Raw genomic sequence first — 16,934 nt, 5'->3', positions numbered from 1 at the left:
ACAGTGAGCGCCATGGAGAACCAGCGGGAGGTCCCGGAGCGACAGGAGAGCAGGAGTTCGAAAGGCCCCTTTCGCAGCCGGCGTGTGCGGAGTCGGCATGTGCTCATCGCCTCCGTCTCGGGGTGTGCCGTGCTCGGCGGGGTGCTGGTGCTGCTGCCGTGGGACCGGCCCGCCCCGCCGGCCCCTCCGTCGCCGGGGGCGCAGGCCATGGCGGCGGTCTCCGGCGGGGTGCCGGCCGCGCTGCCGGGCCTCGCGGAGCTGATCGACGAGCGGGAGAAGCGGCTGCGGACCCACCCGAGGGACGCGCGGTCCTGGGCGGTGCTCGGTGCCGCCTACGTCGAGCAGGGGCGCCGGCTGGCGGACCCGGCCTACTACCCGCGGGCCGACAAGGCGCTGCGCACCTCGCTGAAGGTGCGGCCGGAGCGGAACCCCCGTGCCCTGGGCGGTCTCGCCGCGCTGGCCAACGCCCGCCGGGACTTCGCCGCCGCCCGACGCTGGGGTGAGGCGGCGCTGAGGCTCCAGCCGCGGCGCTGGACGACGTATCCGCCGCTCATCGACGCCTACACCGGCCTCGGCGAGCACCAGGCGGCCCAGCGGATGCTGGACCGGCTGACGGAGCTGCGCTCCGGGCCCGCCGTGCTGGCGCGGGCCGCCGCCGTCTACCGGGACCGCGGCCGGCGGGAGGACGCGGCGGCCTCGCTGGCGGACGCGGCGGCGGGCGCGCGGGCCCCGGCCGAGCGGGCGGCCTATCTGGAGCGGGCCGGGCAGCTCGCCTGGGAGCGCGGGGACCTCGACGACGCGCTGCGGCACTTCCGGAAGGCGGTGCGTCTCGACCCGGACCAGCGGGCCGCGCAGGCCGGGCAGGGCCGGGCGCTGGCGGCCCTCGGCCGGACGACGGAGGCGCTGAACGCCTACCGGGTGGCGCTCGCCAAGCAGCCGTGTCCGCAGTACGCCCTGGAGCTGGGCGAGTTGTACGAGTCGCTGGGGCTGGCGGAGGCGGCCCGGGTGCAGTACGACCTGCTGCGGGAGGGCGTGCGCGGGGCGACCGCCGCCGGGGCCGACGAGGAGCTGGTGCTCGGGCAGTTCGAGGCGGACCACGGCGATCCGGAGGCCGCGGTACGACGGCTGCGAGCGGAGTGGGAACGGCAGCCGGGGACGGCCGTCGCCGACGCCCTGGGCTGGGCGCTGCACCGGGCCGGGGAGCACGAGGAGGCGCTGGTGTTCGCTCTGCGGGCGACGGAGGAGAAGCACTCGGGCGGGGTGCGCAGCGCGGCGTACATGTACCACCGCGGCATGATCGAGCGTGAGCTGGAGCGGTACGGGTCCGCCCGACGCCACCTCACGGAGGCCCTGCGGATCAACCCGCACTTCTCACCGCTGCGGGTGCCCGAGGCGCGCGAGGCGCTGGAGTCCCTGGGGGATCCGCCGGACACGGAGGTGCCGGTGATGGGCCCGGAGCCGGAAGGGGCATGAGGGAGAGGGTGCGGGTGCCCCGTGACACCCGCACCGTCTTGAGGGGGCGATCGGGCTACAGGTTGCCGCGGCGGGCCTGTTCGCGTTCGATCGCCTCGAAGAGGGCCTTGAAGTTGCCCTTGCCGAAGCCCATCGAGCCGTGGCGTTCGATGATCTCGAAGAAGACGGTCGGACGGTCCTGGACCGGCTTGGTGAAGATCTGCAGCAGGTAGCCGTCCTCGTCGCGGTCGGCGAGGATCTTCAGCTCGCGCAGGGTGTCGATCGGGACGCGGGTCTCGCCGACCCACTCCCCCAGGGTGTCGTAGTAGGAGTCGGGCGTGTTCAGGAACTCGACGCCGGCCGCGCGCATGGTGCGGACCGTCTGCACGATGTCGTTGGTGTTGAGCGCGATGTGCTGCACGCCCGCGCCGCCGTAGAACTCCAGATACTCGTCGATCTGGGACTTCTTCTTGGCGATGGCCGGCTCGTTGATCGGGAACTTGACCTTGAGCGTGCCGTCGGCGACGACCTTCGACATCAGCGCGCTGTACTCGGTGGCGATGTCGTCGCCCACGAACTCCTTCATGTTCGTGAAGCCCATCACCTTGTTGTAGAAGCCGACCCACTCGTTCATGCGGCCGAGCTCGACATTGCCGACGCAGTGGTCGATCGCCTGGAAGGTGCGCTGGGCGGGCGGTTCGACCATCGGCTGGGCCGCGACATAGCCGGGCAGGTAGGGGCCGTCGTAGCCGGAGCGCTCGACGAGGGTGTGGCGGGTCTCGCCGTAGGTGGCGATGGCGGCCAGGACGACGGTGCCGTGCTCGTCCTTCTGCTCGTACGGCTCGGCGACCGAGCGGGCGCCGTGTTCGAGCGCGTAGGCGTACGCGGCGCGCGCGTCCGGCACCTCGATGGCGAGGTCGACGACGCCGTCGCCGTGCTCGGCCACGTGTTTGGCGAGGAAGTGGCCCCAGTCGCTCGTGGGCTTGATGACCGAGGTGAGGACGAAGCGGGCGGAGCCGTTCTCCAGGACGTACGCAGCGGTCTCGCGGTTGCCGTTCTCCGGTCCGGAGTAGGCGACCAGCTTCATGCCGAAGGCGGTGGAGTAGTAGTGCGCCGCCTGCTTGGCGTTGCCCACGGCGAAGACGACCGCGTCCATTCCCTTGACCGGGAAGGGGTCGGCCTGCCGGGCGGTGTCGGGAGTGTGGTGTGTGGTCTGCGTCATAGCCGCAGGGTCTCCCCGCTCGGCAAGGTGCGCAATAGTTTGCGTCTCTGCTGGGCAATCTGCTTAGCGATACGGCCGTCGCATCGGCCTTTCTGTACAGGATGACCACCTCGGGAGGCTGCTGTGGCGATCGATCATCTGGACGGCCGGATCATCCTGCTGCTGGCCCGGGAGCCCCGGATCGGGGTGCTGGAGATGTCCCGGCGGCTGGGCGTGGCCCGGGGCACGGCGCAGGCCCGCCTGGACCGGCTTCAGTCGAACGGAGTCATCCGCGGCTTTGGTCCGGAGGTGGATCCGGCGGCCCTCGGCTACCCGGTCACGGCGTTCGCGACGCTCCAGATCCGGCAGGGCCAAGGGGCCGACGTACGGGCCCACTTGGCGAGCGTGCCGGAGGTGCTGGAGCTGCACACCACCACCGGCAGCGGGGACATGCTCTGCCGCCTCGTGGCCCGCTCGAACGCCGATCTCCAGCGTGTGATCGACCGGGTCGTCGGTTTTGATGGCATCGTCCGGGCCTCCACGGCGATCGTCATGGAGAACCCCGTTCCGCTGCGGTTCATCCCGCTGGTGGAGCAGGCAGCGGAGGAGACCTGAGCGTGGGGTGAGCACGTTTGAACCCTCCCTCAACTGAAACAGAGGGATTCCTGGCTCAGGAAGCCCTCCCTGTCAGCGACCGGGAGGGTCTTGCTCCCTCAACACCAGCCGGGACGGAACCTGCCCGGTTCGGTACTGCAAGCAAAGGAGGTGCTGTGCCGGCTTGGTTCTCGCCGAGCACCGTGTGCGCGCTTGGCTCTCGCAACGCACGCTCCGCACCTAACCCGGTCGGGTGCGCGGTATTTCGCTGTTTGGGTGAAATCTCGTTTCCTGCATTGCGTCGCAGGGGTCCGGGAGGTTCCAGGTGAACTTCCTGGAGTATCTGGGCACCCGGAAGGAGCAACTGCTCACGGACGCCTACCAGCACGCGAGCGTCGTCTTCCAGTGCATGGTCGTGGCGACCCTGATCGGGGTGCTGATCGGTGTCGTCAGCTACAGCAGCGAGTGGGCCGGGAACCTCGCGACCACGACCACCGCGACCATCCTGACCGTCCCGGCGCTGGCCCTGATCGGTCTGCTGATCCCGATCGTGGGGCTCGGCGTGCCGCCCACGGTGATCGCCCTGACGCTGTACGGGCTGCTGCCGGTCGTGCGCAACGCGATCGTCGGACTGCGCGGGGTGGACCCGTCGCTGGTGGACGCGGCCACGGGCATCGGGATGTCCCGGTCGGCCCGGCTGCTGCGGATCGAGCTGCCGCTGGCCTGGCCGCCGATCCTGACCGGGATCCGGGTCTCCACCCAGATGCTGATGGGCATCGCGGCCATCGCGGCGTACGCCTCGGGACCCGGCCTCGGCAACGTCATCTTCCGGGGCCTCGCCTCACTGGGCAGCGCGAACGCGCTCAACCAGGTCCTCGCGGGCACGCTCGGCATCATCGTCCTCGCGCTGCTGTTCGACGCCGCGTACGTCCTGATCGGACGGCTGACCATTCCCAGGGGGATCCGTGCCTGAGTCCGGTGACCACGGGGCCGCCATCGAGCTGGAGAGCCTCACCAAGCGGTTCCCCGGCAGCGCGCAGCCGGCCGTGGACAACGTGAGCATGGAGATCAAGGCGGGCGAGGTCGTCGTCTTCGTCGGCCCCTCGGGCTGCGGTAAGTCGACCACGCTCAAGATGATCAACAGGCTGATCGAGCCGACCGGCGGCCGGATCCGCATCGGCGGTGAGGACGTCACCGACATGGACCCGGTCAAGCTGCGCCGCAAGGTCGGCTACGCGATCCAGTCGGCCGGTCTCTTCCCGCACATGACGGTCGCGCAGAACATCGCCCTCGTGCCGAAGATGGTCGGCTGGCCGAAGAACCGGATCAAGGAGCGGGTCGAGGAGCTCCTCGACCTGGTGGGCCTCGACCCGGGCGAGTTCCACGGCCGCTATCCGCGTCAGCTCTCGGGCGGTCAGCAGCAGCGCGTGGGCGTGGCGCGGGCGCTGGCCGCCGATCCCCCGGTGCTGCTGATGGACGAGCCGTTCGGGGCGGTGGACCCGATCACCCGCGACCATCTCCAGGACGAGCTGATCCGGCTGCAGCACGAGCTGCACAAGACGATCGTCTTCGTCACCCACGACTTCGACGAGGCCATCAAGATCGGCGACCGGATCGCCGTGCTGCGCGAGCGGTCCCACATCGCGCAGTTCGACACCCCGGAGGCCATCCTCACGAACCCGGCGGACGACTTCGTCTCCGGGTTCGTGGGCGCCGGGGCGGCGCTGAAGCGGCTGAACCTGACCCGCGTACGGGACGTGGAGGTCACCGACTATCCGACCGTCACCATCGACGACCCGTTGCAGCAGATCTTCAACCGGCTGCGGACCGGCGGCACCAACGAGGTCCTGCTGCTCGACCGGCGCGGCCGCCCCTACAAGTGGCTCAGGCGCGGCGACCTGATGCGGGCCCGGGGCTCGCTGGCCCGGGCCGGGACGCTGGTGCACGACACGGTCACCCGGGACGCCACCCTGCGGGACGCGCTGGAGGCGGTGCTCACCGACAACGCGGGGCGGGTGGCGGTGACCGGGCGGCGCGGCGAGTACACGGGCGTCGTCGACATGGAGACCCTCATCAACTCCGTGCACGAACTGCTGGAGGCCGACCGGCTCGACGCGCTGGAGCACCAGCACGAGCTGGAGTCGCTGCGGGCCTCGCAGACACACGCGGAGCAGGAGGGCGGCGGGAGCGTCACGGGCGCGGCCCTCGGCGTGGAGCGGAAGGCGTGACCGCGCCCGAGGTGCGGGACGTCCCGTCCGGGCCGCCGGCCGAGGAGAAGCCCGAGGCGCCCCGGCCACCGCGGGCGCCCCGGCCCCCGCGCATCAGCTGGCAGAAGCTGACCCTCCTGCCCACCGCCCTGGTGGCCGTGCTGCTCGCCACCTATCTCTGGTTCCAGCAGGCCGACCTGGACGCGCTCACCCGGAACGCCCTGTCGGGCGGCCAGGTCTCCAAGGCGCTGTGGCAGCACATCCAGCTGACCGTGATCTCCACGTTCTTCGTGCTGATCATCGCGATCCCGCTGGGCATCCTGCTGACCCGCAAGGCGTTCAGCAGGGCCACGCCGGTGGCGATGGCGTTCGCCAACATGGGCCAGGCGACCCCGGCGATCGGCCTGCTGGCACTCCTCGTCATCTGGCTGGGCATCGGCCGCCGGGCCGCCCTGATCGGCATGATCATCTACGCCATCCTGCCCGTGCTGTCGAACACGATCACCGGCCTGAAGGCGAACGACCCGACCCTGCTGGAGGCGGCACGCGGCATCGGCATGTCCCCGCTGGGCGCGCTGCGCCGGGTCGAACTCCCGCTGGCCGTCCCGCTGATCCTCGCGGGTGTGCGTACGGCCCTGGTCCTGAACGTCGGTACGGCGACCCTGGCGGTCTTCGGCGGGGGCGGCGGCCTCGGCGTGCTGATCACGACCGGGATCACCAACCAGCGGATGCCGGTGCTGGTGCTGGGGTCGATCCTCACGGTGGCGCTGGCGCTGCTGGTGGACTGGCTGGCGTCGATCGCGGAGTTGCTGCTGCGGCCGCGGGGGTTGCAGTCGTGAGGGGGCGGTGCGGGTGGGTGGGGGTGCGGTTGCGGGGCGTCCGAGCTCTGCCGGCGGTGGAGCTGCTGGTGGTGGGGCTGCTGGTGATGGCCTCCGGCTGTGGGCTGACCAGCGGATCCCCCATGACCGACGACGTGAAGCCGGGGTCGATCGGGCGGGGTGAGCCGCTGAAGGGGGCGCAGCTCACGGTGACGTCGAAGTCGTTCACCGAGCAGCTGATCCTCGGCTCGATCATGGGCATCGCGTTCGAGGCGGCCGGTGCGGAGGTGATCGACCGCACCGGCATCCAGGGCTCCATCGGCAGCCGCGAGGCCGTCCGCAAGGGCGACGCGGACGCCGGGTACGAGTACACGGGCACGGCCTGGATCACGTACCTCGGCAACAGCAAGCCGATCCCCGACCCGCGCGAGCAGTGGGAAGCGGTACGGAAGGACGACGCCCGCAACGGGGTGACCTGGCTTCAGCCCGCGGAGCTCAACAACACGTACGCCCTGGCGATGAACCAGGAGAACGCGAAGAAGTACGGCACGAAGACCCTGTCGGACGTGGCGAAGCTGGCGAAGTCCGACCCCTCGGCGGTGTCGATGTGCGTGGAGGTCGAGTTCGCCAACCGGGCGGACGGGCTGCCGGGCATGCAGAAGGCGTACGGCATGGACGTACCGGCCCAGGACATCACGCAGATGGACACGGGGATCATCTACACCCAGGCGGCGAAGGGGAGTTGCACGTACGGGGAGGTGTACACCACCGACGGGCGCATCAACTCGATGAACCTCGCCGTGATGGACGACGACAAGAAGTTCTTCCCCAACTACAACGCCGCTCCGATGATCAACACCAAGACGTTGAAGGAGTGGCCGGCGATCGCGGAGGTGCTTGATCCGGTCACGGCGAAGCTGGACAACGCGGTGGCGCGGAGGCTGAACGCGAAGGTGGATGTGGACGGGGAGGATCCGCACCAGGTGGCGTTGGACTGGATGGTGGAGGAGGGGTTTGTCAGGGAGGGGTGACGTGCCCGAGGGCTTACAAAGATTCCGTTGCAAAGAAGGCTTTGCAACGCTATCTTTGCACGCATGTCTGAAAAACCGGCTCCCCGGCTGCTCGACGCCCGCTCCCTCCGTGGCCTGGCTCATCCCCTGCGGATGCAGCTGCTGGTCGCGCTGCGGCACGGCGGACCCGCTACCGCCTCCCAACTCGCGGGGAAATTGGGCGAGTCGAGCGGCGCGACCAGCTACCACCTGCGACAGCTCGCGGCGCACGGATTCGTCGCGGACGACCCGGAGCGCGGCAAGGGACGGGAGCGCTGGTGGAAGTCGGTGGACCGGGGCGTCCAACTCGACGAGACCCTGATCAAGGACCCGGACCCCGCCGTACGCGGAGCCGTCGCCCTGTTCCGCTACGAGCTGGCGAACGTGCATACGCGGGAGGTCGCGACCTACCTCGGCAACACGAGCGAATGGGGCGAGGAGTGGGACGGCGCGACCGATCTCAGCGACTTCAGCCTGCGCCTCACCCCTGAACTCGCCCGTGAGCTGATCGGCAAGATGCACGACCTGGTCCAGAGCTATCAGCCCCTGCCCGAGGGCACCCCGGACGCGGAAACGGTGCGCGTCCACACGCACGTCTTCCCCAGCCAGACGACGCGGTGAAAGGCCACTACCCGATGAACCCCGACATCCACCTCGCCCTGCACCACACCCGCGCCGCCGAACTCCGCGCCGAGGCCGGGGCCCCGAGGCCCCTCAGAACCCGGCAGGCCCACCGCCTCCGGGCCCGTCTCGGCTGGACCCTCGTAGAGGTCGGGTTACGGCTCGCCACCCGGCCGGCGGCAGCCCACTAGCAGCTGGGTACGGACCCCTTCCCCGTCTCCAGGGCCACCAGCGAATTCACCGTGCTCTTCAGCGTGGTCACCGGAATCAGCCGCAGGCCCTTCGGCAGCTCGGCACGGGCATCCCCGCACTCCGCCTTCGGGACGAGGAAGACGGTCGCGCCGTCACGCTTCGCGGCCTGCGTCTTGAGGGCGACGCCCCCCACCGCCCCGATCGTCCCGTCCTCGGCGATCGTGCCCGTACCGGCGATGACACGGCCGCCCGTGAGATCCCCGTCGCTGCCGTCGCCGTCGAGCTTGTCGATGATCCCGAGGGAGAACAGCAGCCCCGCGCTGGGCCCGCCCACGTCGGCGAGCTTCAGGCTCACCTCGACGTCCTTGGCGTTGAGGCCGAGGTAGCCCAGCGCGGCCTGTGTCGCCGCGTCCTGGGACTCCTTCATCTGCTCCTCGTTGTGCTGCTCGATCTCCTTGACGCTGTCCCCGTTCGGATAGACGGCGTCGCGCGGCATGACCGCCTGGTCGGTGCGGAACCAGCCGTCGATGACGTCGGGGAGCGAGACGCGGGTGTCCGGGGAGGTCGCCTCGATGGTCGTCATGCGCAGTTGCCCGCGGGTGTCCCGGGCCGGTGCGCCGGAGATGGTGATCACCTCGGCGCCCTTGTTCTCCCCGAGCACGTTCGCCGTCATCCCCGGCTGCGCCACCGAGAACGGCAGCGGCGCGAACACCGCCGTGGCGAGCAGGGCGGCGACGGGCAGGGCACAGACGGCGAGGGCCCGGGGGCGCGTGAGGCGAGAGAACACGGGATCAATCTAACGCGGGGGTGCGATCCGGCCCGGATCAGGTCACCCGGACCCTGCCCGGACCCCGCCCGGACCCTGCCCGGGGCGGGCCGGGGAGGGGCCGGGGACGGGCCGAGGACGGGCCGAGGACGGGCCGAGGACGGGCCGGGGACGGGCCGGTGGTCAGCGCAATGCCTCCGCGACCTCCCGGGCCGCCTCGACGACCCGCTCCCCCACCCGCTCCGGCACCACGTCCGCCAGCATCACCACACCCACACTGCCCTCGACGCCCGTCACGCCCAGCAGCGGCGCCGCCGCCCCGCAGGCGCCGGCCTCCAGCTCGCCGTGCGTGAGGGTGTAGCCGGGGTCCGCCGTCGGGCGCTGCCGGGCCGCGAGGATCGCCTTGCCGGCCGCGCCCCGGTCCAGGGCGTGCCGGAATCCGGCCCGGTAGGCGACGTGGTAGTCCGTCCAGGTCGGCTCCACCACGGCGACGGCGAGCGCGTCCGCCCCGTCGACCAGGGTCAGGTGGGCCGTGGCGCCGATGTCCTCGGCCAGCGACCGCAGCGCCGGCATCGCGGCCTCCCGCACCAGCGGATGGACCTGCCGCCCCAGCCCCAGCACACCGAGCCCGACGCGGGCACGTCCGCCCAGGTCACGACGTATGAGGGCATGCTGTTCCAGAGTGGCGAGCAACCGGTACACCACGGTCCGGTTCACGCCCAGCCGGACGGAGAGCTCGGTCACGGTCAGCCCGTGATCCGTGTCGGCGAGCAGCTTGAGGACACGCAGTCCCCGGTCGAGCGTCTGAGAGGTCTCCGCGGTCACGACGCCCACTCCTTAGTGGTGAGGTCGGCGGCCCTCTGGCGGCTGGTGCGTCACCGAGTCCCGTCGGCGACGCGCTTCAGAGGCCGCCGATCGGCCGGCGGCCCGGCCAGTCCGGACCGCGTCGCTTCACGGCTGCGCTCCGCGGCGGCGCTGCCACGGGGCGTGTGCGTAGCCGGACAGTAGCGGGGCGGGTTCGCTGAGCGGAAGGCTCCGTCCAGAATCCGGGCACGTTCCAGGGGCACCTGACTCCGTTTGCCCGAGTACGTACAACGCGGGCCCCCACGGGAGGGGCCCCACCCGGCGTCACTTCATCCGGGTCGCCCACTCCTGCACCTTGGCGATCCGCTGCCGCAACTGCCCCGCCGTCGCCTCAGCCGCCGGAGGCCCCCCGCACACGCGCCGCAGCTCGGTGTGGATGACCCCGTGCGGCTTGCCGCTCTGGTGGACGTACGCGCCGACCAGCCCGTTGAGCTGCCGCCGCAGCTCCATCATCTCCTTGTGGGAGACCACCGGCCGCCGCTCGGCGGGCATTTCGAGCAGGTCGGCCTCCTCGTCCGGCTTCTTGCGGCTGTGCGCGATCTGCCGGGCCTGCCGCTTCTGGAGCAGCAGCTGGACCTGGTCGGGCTCGAGCAGCCCCGGGATCCCGAGGTAGTCCTGCTCCTCCTCGCTGCCCGGGTGGGCCTGCATGCCGAACTCGGCGCCGTTGTACATGACCCGGTCGAAGACGGCCTCGGACTCCAGCGCCTCGAAGGAGAACTGCTCCTGCTCGCCGGTGTCCTCGTCCTGCTCCCTGTTCGCCTCGTCCATCTCCTTCTCGGACTCGGCGTAGGGGTCCTCCTCGCCCTGCTTCTTGGGCTTGTCGAGGACGTGGTCGCGCTCGCGCTCCATCTCGTTGGCGAAGGAGAGCAGGTCGGGCACGGTCGGCAGGAACACGGACGCCGTCTCGCCGCGCCGCCGGGACCGTACGAAACGGCCGACGGCCTGGGCGAAGAAGAGGGGCGTCGAGATGGTGGTGGCGTACACGCCGACCGCGAGCCGCGGCACGTCGACACCCTCGGACACCATCCGCACCGCGACCATCCACCGATCGGTGCTCGCGCTGAAGTCGTCGATGTTCTTCGAGGCCCCGGTGTCGTCGGAGAGCACGACCGTGGCCTTGCTGCCGGTGATCTCACGGATCAGCTTGGCGTAGGCGCGCGCGGAGTCCTGGTCCGCGGCGATGACGAGCGCGCCCGCGTCCGGGATGGCCTTGCGCACCTCGGTCAGCCGCTGGTCGGCGGCGCGCAGCACGGAGGGCATCCACTCGCCGCGCGGATCGAGGGCGGTACGCCAGGCCTGGCTGATGGCGTCCTTGGTCATCGGCTCGCCCAGCCGCGCCGCGATCTCGTCACCGGCCTTGGTGCGCCAGCGCATGTTGCCGCTGTAGGAGAGGAAGATGACGGGCCGCACGACGTTGTCGGCGAGGGCGTTGCCGTAGCCGTAGGTGTAGTCGGCGGCGGACCGCCGGATCCCGTCGTTGCCCTCCTCGTACGTCACGAAGGGGATGGGGTTGGTGTCCGACCGGAAGGGCGTACCGGTCAGGGCGAGCCGTCGGGTGGCGGGCTCGAAGGCCTCCAGACAGGCCTCGCCCCACGACTTGCTGTCACCGGCATGGTGGATCTCGTCGAGGATGACGAGGGTCTTGCGCTGCTCGACCCGGTTGCGGTGCAGCATGGGCCGCACACCGACACCGGCGTACGTCACGGCGACCCCGTGGTACTCCTTGCCGAGCGGCCCCGCGCTGTACTCGGGGTCCAGCTTGATGCCGATCCGCGCGGCCGCCTCCGCCCACTGCTTCTTGAGGTGCTCGGTGGGCGCGACGACGGTGACCTGCTGGACGACGTGGTGGTGCAGCATCCAGGACGCCAGCGTCAGCGCGAAGGTCGTCTTGCCGGCGCCGGGGGTGGCGACCGCGAGGAAGTCCCGCGGCTGCTCCTGGATGTACTTCTCCATCGCGCCCTCCTGCCAGGCGCGCAGCTTGCTGGCGGTACCCCAGGGGGCGCGGCCGGGGAACGCCGGGGAGAGGTGGTGCGAGGCAGTGCTGGTGCCGGCGGTGGTAGTCACGGTCTCCGTAAGGGGGTCGGGCGGCTCGTCCGAGCGAGCCAAACGGCTCGGCTACGTATGACAACCGGGCCACCCTACCGGCGGCCCGGGCCCGTCAACGCGCGGACAAGCCCGGACCACCCAAGGGTGGGACCCACGTCACAGCCCCCTCAACCGCCCCGCGATGACGGAGATGTCGCTCTCGTCCCCGGAGGCCACATCGATGACCAGGTCGTACGCGGCGTCCTGGTCGCAGCCGGTGAGGTCGACGCCGTTGACACCGAGGAACGTGGCGGCGGCCAGCCAGGCCGTGCGCTTGTTCCCGTCGACCAGGGGATGGTTCGCGGCGATGGCGTGCAGCAGCGCGGCCGCCTGCTCGTAGAGGTCTTCGTAGGCCGCCGTGCCGAACATCCGGGCGCGCGGGCGGTGCACGGCGGACACGAACAGCCCGCTCTCCCGGACCTCGGGGGCGGGCCCCTCGCCCGGCCCGCCGAAGGCGATACGGGCGATCGCCATGACCTCCGCGACGGTGAGATGCCGGGTCTGCCCGGCCTGCCTGTTCTGGCTGCTCTGGCTGGTCATTCGCCGAGCCTCCGCAGCAGGTCGGCGTGCGCGCCGGCGAGCGACTCCGCCGCGACCCGCACCGGCGACGACTCCCGCGCGAGCTGGTGCAGTACGGCGTCCAGCGCGATGTCCTCGGGGAGACGGCCGGTGGCGTCCGCGAGGTCGTCGAGCTCCTGCCGGACGTGCGGCGGGAGGGGGATGGTGAGGTCGCTCATGCCGATGACGATAGGGAGCGCACCCGGGAACCGGCGAACGCATTACGCCTCGGCCCGCCCCGGCCCCGACAGCCGACACGCGAAGGGGTCCTCACCGCTCCCGCAGCCGCGTCGTCACCCAGGCCCCCACCAAGGCCACGCCCGCCATCGGCAGGAACACGGCGGCGAAGGCGGCCGGATGAGAACCGTAGGAGGTGTGCGCGGCCGTATGGCTCAGCGTGCCGCCACCCAACGCGGCGAAGGCGGCACCACCGGCGGAGAGCAGGACGACGTTGGAGAGGCCGTCGGAGATCTGCAGGGCGGCGGAGTTGGAGCCGGCTTCCGCCGGGGCGGAGAGCTTGAGCAGGAGCACGCTCGTGGAGGAGATGACGAGCCCCATGCCGAGGCAGCCGAAGGCCCAGGCGACGGCGACGGTCCAGACGGGCACGGAGTCGATCAGCACACTGGGCGCCGTGGCGATGGCCGCCGCCACCAGCAGCATCCCGACGGTCGTCAACCGCTCCCGGTAGGCCTCGAACCGCGACCGCGACTGCACCCATGAGCCCAGCGCCCACGTCCCGCCGCCCGCGGCGAGCGAGAACCCGGCCAGGGTCGGACTGAGCCCGCGCTGGGTCACCAGCATCAGCGGCACGAAGGACTCGGCGGCGATGAAGGACCCCGCGGCGACACCGCGCAGCAGCACGACCGACGGCAGCCCGCGGGCGGCCCGGTAGGTCCCCCTGGGCAACAGCCCGAGCACGGCGGGCACCAGCAGGGCCACGCCCGCGGCGCCCGGCAGGAGCGAGAGGAGACGCAAGTCCTGGGCGGCGTACTGGAGCAGCCCCGCGCCGAGGGAGATGGCCAGGGCGAGACGGATACGCCGTCGGTCGAAGGACGTCGGGCCCGCCTCCCCGACCGGACCGGCGGCCCGGCGCCGTATCTGCGGCAGCGCGAGCGCCAGCGGGAAGACGACGAGCATCGGGATCCCGACGAACACCCAGCGCCAGCCCAGCTGTTCCGTCACCGTGCCGGCGGCGAGCGGACCGACGATCGACGGTACGACCCAGCTCGCCGCGAACGCCGCCATGATCGCCGGCCGCAGCCGCTCCGGATAGGCCCGTCCGACGACGACGTACAGCGCGACGATCACCAGCCCACCGCCGAGCCCCTGCACGGCCCGCCCCAGGATGAACAGCCACATCACCCCGGCCGTCCCCGACAGCAGCAGCCCGACCCCGAAGGAGGAGATCCCCACGGCCAACGGCCCGAGCGGCCCCCGCCGATCGGACCACTGCCCCGCGAGCACCATCCCGAACAGACTCGTCGTGAAGTACCCGGAGAACGCGAACGCGTACAGCGCCACCCCGTCCAGCTCCCGCGCCGCGACCGGCATCGCCGTCCCCACGGCCGTCGCCTCGAAGGCGATGAGCAGCACAACGGAAACGATCCCGACGCTCAAGGCCCGATAGTCCCGCCCCAGCACGGACTCCCGCGTCTCGGCGAACGAGGGTTCGTCGGCGGCGTCTACGACTTCTGACTCACTCGGCTTGGGGACGGTCATGCCCGCCAGCGTAAATTCCACCCGCCCGGTTGCCCCCTGTCCCGAGATGGTGATCGCCCCCGACCTTGGTCGTACACCCCTGGCCGGATCCCCGCTCTGTGAACACCGTATGGCAGTCGCATTGCGACCCACCCGATCCCCTTGAGCACGGCTTTCCCACCGACCTACTGTCAGGACATCGAGTTGGAACACGGCCGTGTGCCCGAGTGGTTCAGGGGCTCGCCTGCGCTGCATCCACTAGCGAGCTCCGCTCGCGGGGAGTTACGCGGGTTCGAATCCCGCCACGGCGGCCGAAGTTCGGACTTGATCACGGCCGTGTGCCCGAGTGGTTCAGGGGCTCGCCTGCAAAGCGAGTTACGTGGGTTCGAATCCCGCCACGGCCTCAAGCGCCCTGACCAGGCTGCGCGGAGACAAGGACTGCGACTACCAGCACCTGCGGCGCAGGCTGTCCGGGGTTTACAGCTGGTCTCCCATGACAGCTGGTTCCGGCGGATGCCGTCCGCCACCGTCCTTGATGTCCTGTTCGCAGGTCTGTCCGTAGTAGGACTGGTCATTGGGGATCATCAGCACGCCGGCAACCTGCTCAGGGTGCTCGACGGCGAGCCAGGCGTCGCCCGTGAGGTCACCGTCCGGCCCGGACGCCTCGGACGAATAGACCGCCTGACACCCCAACGCCACACGCTTCTTGTCGACCGCGCAGGCGTCCACCACAGGGTCGAACAACTCGTCGGCGCCGTCGAACCGGTAGCGGAAGTGGACCTGGCCACCATCGGAGGGCACCTGTGGGTGGGGCTCAAGGCGCCAGTCGACGACTACGGCGGTGACACCGATCGGCTTCCCGTACGTGTCCTCGACCCGCACCCTGACACCGGCCTCACCGCGCTCCGCAGTCGTGTCGGTGCAGCCCCAGGAGGACGAGCAGCCGGACACGGCGAGAATCACCAGAGCCAACGGAGCGCCGGCCAGTACCCGTGCGGGAAACACTCAGACGACCTCCAGTCAGGGTGGAGCGGAGTTTGTCATCGACGCTCCACAGCATCAACCGGCATCCGGAAGCCGCTCCCGGGCGGCTTCCTCGTCGGCCTTCCTCCAGGCCCGGCGCGCGTTCTCCGCGCGTACGGCGTCCAGCCACCGCCAGAGGCCGATCTCCTCAAGTCTCAGACCGGGACAGGCGATCCGGTGCGGTACGCGGCACACGGCGCCGGGTGGGGGCTCGTCCGCGCGGCTGTTCCAGGCCGTTCCGTTGGAATCGACGTACCAGCGGTGCCAGGCGGGCACCATGTGTGCCGGGACCGGCATGTCCGGTTCGAGGAGGACGTGCCAGCCGTAGTAGGTGACACGTCGATCACCGACGAGCCCGCAGTTGGGGCAGACGGGCGGGGCGGGCGGCTCGGGCCCGGTGGCGCCTTCCATCGCGGCCTGGGCCCGGTCGGTCTTCTCCCACGGCTGCGGCACGCCCGGCGGCGCCTGCCGGTGTCCGTCGGGGTCGGGTAACGGGATGATGCTCGGCTCGGATGAGTCCCCCATGAATCGAGCATCGGGGGGTGTTCAGGACCAGGGTAGGGCGCAATCAGGGCGCAAGGGGGCTGGACCATCACTCTCCGGCCCATGATCCCGCCCCCTGCAACACCCCACCCGCCTCGTCCTGGAACGCCTCCGTCCAGTAGTGGCGACCCGATCTGCCCGCCATGACCCCCGTGGGGTCGACCGCCGACAGGACCTGGAGCATCGTCATGGCCAGCTGGTCGTACGTGTCGGTCGTCAGCTCGTGGTCCGACTGGGAGTCGATGGCGCGTTCGCGGTGGAGGAGCCAGAGGGTGAAGGCGAGGGTGGAGACGTCGGTGTTGAGGGGGTGCAGGGTCGCGTCGGGTTCGCTCCAGTTGAGGACCGCGCCCGTCTCGCCGTCGACGACGAGGCTGTTGTCCTCGATGAGGTGGCCGAGCCGGATCAGTCGGTGGGCGTGCGCGGGGAGTTGCGTCGGGACGTCGCAGTCGGCGTAGTACTCGGCGAGTGTCGCCAGGGGGACGTCCGTGTCCAGGGAGAAGACATGGGCGTCCTCGGGCAGGCCCACCTCGCGGAGGAAGCGGCGGGTCGGTTCGTGGGTGAGGGTCGAGGGGAAGTCGACGTCCTCGAAGCGGGCCGTCTTGCCGGGGCCGAACTCCTGGTCCAGCAGGCGGTGCGGGAGGTCGAGGGAGAGGCCGGAGGCGCCGCCGCGGCCCGCGACCAGGGAGAGGGGGCGGATGAGGGCCGCCATCTTCCAGAAGGGGGCCGGCTCGCCGTCCGTGCCGTCCCGGAAGACCGCGAGGAGGTGCTGGGACGCCTGGGCCACCGCCTTCGGGCCGTAGCGGCCGGCGTAGGAGGCGAACTGGCCGCGCAGGCCCGCCAGTTCGTCGGTCGCCTCGGCGAAGCGGACCAGGGTGCGCAGCGAGGGGGCCAGGGGGCGGCGGTCCATCAGGTCGGGGCGGTCGTGCAGGAAGGACGTCGTCGAGATCTCGCCCGTCGCGCCGTCCAGCAGGACCGACTCCGTCTCCAGGCCCCCGGGGCCGAGCAATCCGCCTATCACCAGCTGCTCGCGCAGCTCCGCCGACAGCCGGTCCTCCGGGTCGCCCGTCGAGTCCGCGACCGTGCGCAGGCCCTCCCGGCTCAGCTCCGCGAAGCTCAGCACGCCGTTCTCGCCGGGCAGTCCGGGGCCGGTCAGCCAGTGCCGCGTCGACGCGTGCGTCACCCACGGGTCCAGCTCGGACTCGGTCAGGGTGATCACCGCGGAACCGGCGTCGGTCGTACTCATGGGCTCCCCCGCATGTGCTT

The 16,934-nt window shown here is 71.0% G+C and carries 18 protein-coding genes and 2 tRNA genes; 10 read left to right on the top strand and 10 right to left on the bottom strand.

The genetic code is table 11. The annotated features are described in order from the left end of the window. Positions 1-12 precede the first annotated feature (12 nt). The gene (locus tag KJK29_RS23415) at positions 13-1,473 is read left to right on the top strand and encodes a tetratricopeptide repeat protein (protein WP_215121095.1); all 1,461 of its coding nucleotides are present in this window, start codon (positions 13-15) and stop codon (positions 1,471-1,473) included. 55 nt (positions 1,474-1,528) lie between these two features. On the opposite strand, the gene hppD is transcribed toward KJK29_RS23415, so the two are convergent. Beyond that, entirely contained in the window at positions 1,529-2,674 is a 1,146-nt protein-coding gene (gene hppD, locus KJK29_RS23410; RefSeq protein ID WP_215121094.1) for a 4-hydroxyphenylpyruvate dioxygenase, read from the bottom strand. A 123-nt stretch (positions 2,675-2,797) separates the two neighbouring features. Between hppD and KJK29_RS23405 the strand changes: the two genes are divergently transcribed. From KJK29_RS23405 to KJK29_RS23375, 7 genes are all read left to right on the top strand, one after another. Continuing rightward, positions 2,798-3,268, top strand: coding sequence for an Lrp/AsnC family transcriptional regulator (locus KJK29_RS23405; protein WP_215121093.1), 471 nt, complete (start codon positions 2,798-2,800; stop codon positions 3,266-3,268). A gap of 304 nt (positions 3,269-3,572) precedes the next feature. Next, entirely contained in the window at positions 3,573-4,220 is a 648-nt protein-coding gene (locus KJK29_RS23400) for an ABC transporter permease (RefSeq protein WP_215121092.1), read from the top strand. Continuing rightward, complete coding sequence (locus tag KJK29_RS23395; protein WP_215121091.1) at positions 4,213-5,475, top strand: betaine/proline/choline family ABC transporter ATP-binding protein; 1,263 nt, start codon at positions 4,213-4,215, stop codon at positions 5,473-5,475. Before KJK29_RS23400 ends, KJK29_RS23395 begins: the two co-directional genes overlap by 8 nt. Then, positions 5,472-6,293, top strand: coding sequence for an ABC transporter permease (locus KJK29_RS23390; protein ID WP_215121090.1), 822 nt, complete (start codon positions 5,472-5,474; stop codon positions 6,291-6,293). The genes KJK29_RS23395 and KJK29_RS23390 overlap by 4 nt, the downstream gene beginning before the upstream one ends. A gap of 86 nt (positions 6,294-6,379) precedes the next feature. Beyond that, positions 6,380-7,303 (top strand): glycine betaine ABC transporter substrate-binding protein, encoded by a 924-nt coding sequence (locus KJK29_RS23385; protein ID WP_215124423.1) that lies wholly within the window; start codon positions 6,380-6,382, stop codon positions 7,301-7,303. Positions 7,304-7,366: 63 nt separating this feature from the next. Further along, positions 7,367-7,942: an ArsR/SmtB family transcription factor gene (locus KJK29_RS23380; RefSeq protein WP_215121089.1), complete on the top strand. Its 576-nt coding sequence runs from the start codon at positions 7,367-7,369 to the stop codon at positions 7,940-7,942. A gap of 14 nt (positions 7,943-7,956) precedes the next feature. After that, on the top strand, positions 7,957-8,133 hold the full coding sequence (locus tag KJK29_RS23375) for a hypothetical protein (protein WP_215121088.1): 177 nt from the start codon (positions 7,957-7,959) through the stop codon (positions 8,131-8,133). On the opposite strand, the gene KJK29_RS23370 is transcribed toward KJK29_RS23375, so the two are convergent. The 6 genes from KJK29_RS23370 to KJK29_RS23345 all read right to left on the bottom strand — a co-directional run bounded on the left by KJK29_RS23370 (position 8,130) and on the right by KJK29_RS23345 (position 14,126). Continuing rightward, on the bottom strand, positions 8,130-8,921 hold the full coding sequence (locus KJK29_RS23370; protein WP_215121087.1) for a S16 family serine protease: 792 nt from the start codon (positions 8,919-8,921) through the stop codon (positions 8,130-8,132). The two genes, KJK29_RS23375 and KJK29_RS23370, sit on opposite strands and share 4 nt — an antisense overlap. A 162-nt stretch (positions 8,922-9,083) precedes the next feature. Continuing rightward, positions 9,084-9,725 (bottom strand): IclR family transcriptional regulator, encoded by a 642-nt coding sequence (locus KJK29_RS23365; protein ID WP_215121086.1) that lies wholly within the window; start codon positions 9,723-9,725, stop codon positions 9,084-9,086. 303 nt (positions 9,726-10,028) lie between these two features. Next, the gene (locus KJK29_RS23360) at positions 10,029-11,828 is read right to left on the bottom strand and encodes a DEAD/DEAH box helicase (RefSeq protein WP_215121085.1); all 1,800 of its coding nucleotides are present in this window, start codon (positions 11,826-11,828) and stop codon (positions 10,029-10,031) included. A 138-nt stretch (positions 11,829-11,966) separates the two neighbouring features. Next, positions 11,967-12,389 carry a type II toxin-antitoxin system death-on-curing family toxin gene (locus tag KJK29_RS23355; protein WP_215121084.1) on the bottom strand — a complete coding sequence of 141 codons (423 nt, stop codon included), beginning with the start codon at positions 12,387-12,389 and terminating at the stop codon, positions 11,967-11,969. Next, the gene (locus KJK29_RS23350; protein ID WP_215121083.1) at positions 12,386-12,586 is read right to left on the bottom strand and encodes a hypothetical protein; all 201 of its coding nucleotides are present in this window, start codon (positions 12,584-12,586) and stop codon (positions 12,386-12,388) included. Before KJK29_RS23350 ends, KJK29_RS23355 begins: the two co-directional genes overlap by 4 nt. Before the next feature lie 91 nt (positions 12,587-12,677). Continuing rightward, positions 12,678-14,126 (bottom strand): MFS transporter, encoded by a 1,449-nt coding sequence (locus KJK29_RS23345; RefSeq protein ID WP_215121082.1) that lies wholly within the window; start codon positions 14,124-14,126, stop codon positions 12,678-12,680. 192 nt (positions 14,127-14,318) lie between these two features. On the opposite strand from KJK29_RS23345, the gene KJK29_RS23340 reads away from it, so the two are divergent. Together KJK29_RS23340 and KJK29_RS23335 are read left to right on the top strand one after the other, a co-directional pair. After that, a tRNA-OTHER gene (locus KJK29_RS23340) sits at positions 14,319-14,416 on the top strand. 21 nt (positions 14,417-14,437) lie between these two features. After that, a tRNA-Cys gene (locus KJK29_RS23335) sits at positions 14,438-14,509 on the top strand. Between the two features lie 73 nt (positions 14,510-14,582). Here the strand turns inward: KJK29_RS23335 and KJK29_RS23330 are convergent. The 3 genes from KJK29_RS23330 to KJK29_RS23320 all read right to left on the bottom strand — a co-directional run bounded on the left by KJK29_RS23330 (position 14,583) and on the right by KJK29_RS23320 (position 16,914). Further along, a complete protein-coding gene (locus KJK29_RS23330; RefSeq protein ID WP_215121081.1) occupies positions 14,583-15,110 on the bottom strand; it encodes a hypothetical protein in 528 nt (175 codons plus the stop codon). Positions 15,111-15,164: 54 nt separating this feature from the next. Then, entirely contained in the window at positions 15,165-15,653 is a 489-nt protein-coding gene (locus KJK29_RS23325) for a DUF6083 domain-containing protein (RefSeq protein WP_215121080.1), read from the bottom strand. Positions 15,654-15,720: 67 nt separating this feature from the next. Then, on the bottom strand, positions 15,721-16,914 hold the full coding sequence (locus tag KJK29_RS23320) for an SUKH-4 family immunity protein (protein WP_215121079.1): 1,194 nt from the start codon (positions 16,912-16,914) through the stop codon (positions 15,721-15,723). Positions 16,915-16,934 lie beyond the last annotated feature (20 nt).

This window comes from Streptomyces koelreuteriae (assembly GCF_018604545.1).
GTDB lineage: Bacteria > Actinomycetota > Actinomycetes > Streptomycetales > Streptomycetaceae > Streptomyces > Streptomyces koelreuteriae.
This window is presented reverse-complemented; position numbering and strand designations above follow the sequence as displayed.

What these genes read in the sequence shown, in the direction of transcription:
- KJK29_RS23415 (WP_215121095.1), top strand. Translation starts at nt 13, where the DNA reads ATGGAGAACCAGCGGGAGGTCCCGGAGCGACAGGAGAGCAGGAGTTCG.
- hppD (WP_215121094.1), bottom strand. Translation starts at nt 2,674, where the DNA reads ATGACGCAGACCACACACCACACTCCCGACACCGCCCGGCAGGCCGAC.
- KJK29_RS23385 (WP_215124423.1), top strand. Translation starts at nt 6,380, where the DNA reads ATGGCCTCCGGCTGTGGGCTGACCAGCGGATCCCCCATGACCGACGAC.
- KJK29_RS23380 (WP_215121089.1), top strand. Translation starts at nt 7,367, where the DNA reads ATGTCTGAAAAACCGGCTCCCCGGCTGCTCGACGCCCGCTCCCTCCGT.
- KJK29_RS23375 (WP_215121088.1), top strand. Translation starts at nt 7,957, where the DNA reads ATGAACCCCGACATCCACCTCGCCCTGCACCACACCCGCGCCGCCGAA.
- KJK29_RS23355 (WP_215121084.1), bottom strand. Translation starts at nt 12,389, where the DNA reads ATGACCAGCCAGAGCAGCCAGAACAGGCAGGCCGGGCAGACCCGGCAT.
- KJK29_RS23350 (WP_215121083.1), bottom strand. Translation starts at nt 12,586, where the DNA reads ATGAGCGACCTCACCATCCCCCTCCCGCCGCACGTCCGGCAGGAGCTC.
- KJK29_RS23345 (WP_215121082.1), bottom strand. Translation starts at nt 14,126, where the DNA reads ATGACCGTCCCCAAGCCGAGTGAGTCAGAAGTCGTAGACGCCGCCGAC.
- KJK29_RS23325 (WP_215121080.1), bottom strand. Translation starts at nt 15,653, where the DNA reads ATGGGGGACTCATCCGAGCCGAGCATCATCCCGTTACCCGACCCCGAC.
- KJK29_RS23320 (WP_215121079.1), bottom strand. Translation starts at nt 16,914, where the DNA reads ATGAGTACGACCGACGCCGGTTCCGCGGTGATCACCCTGACCGAGTCC.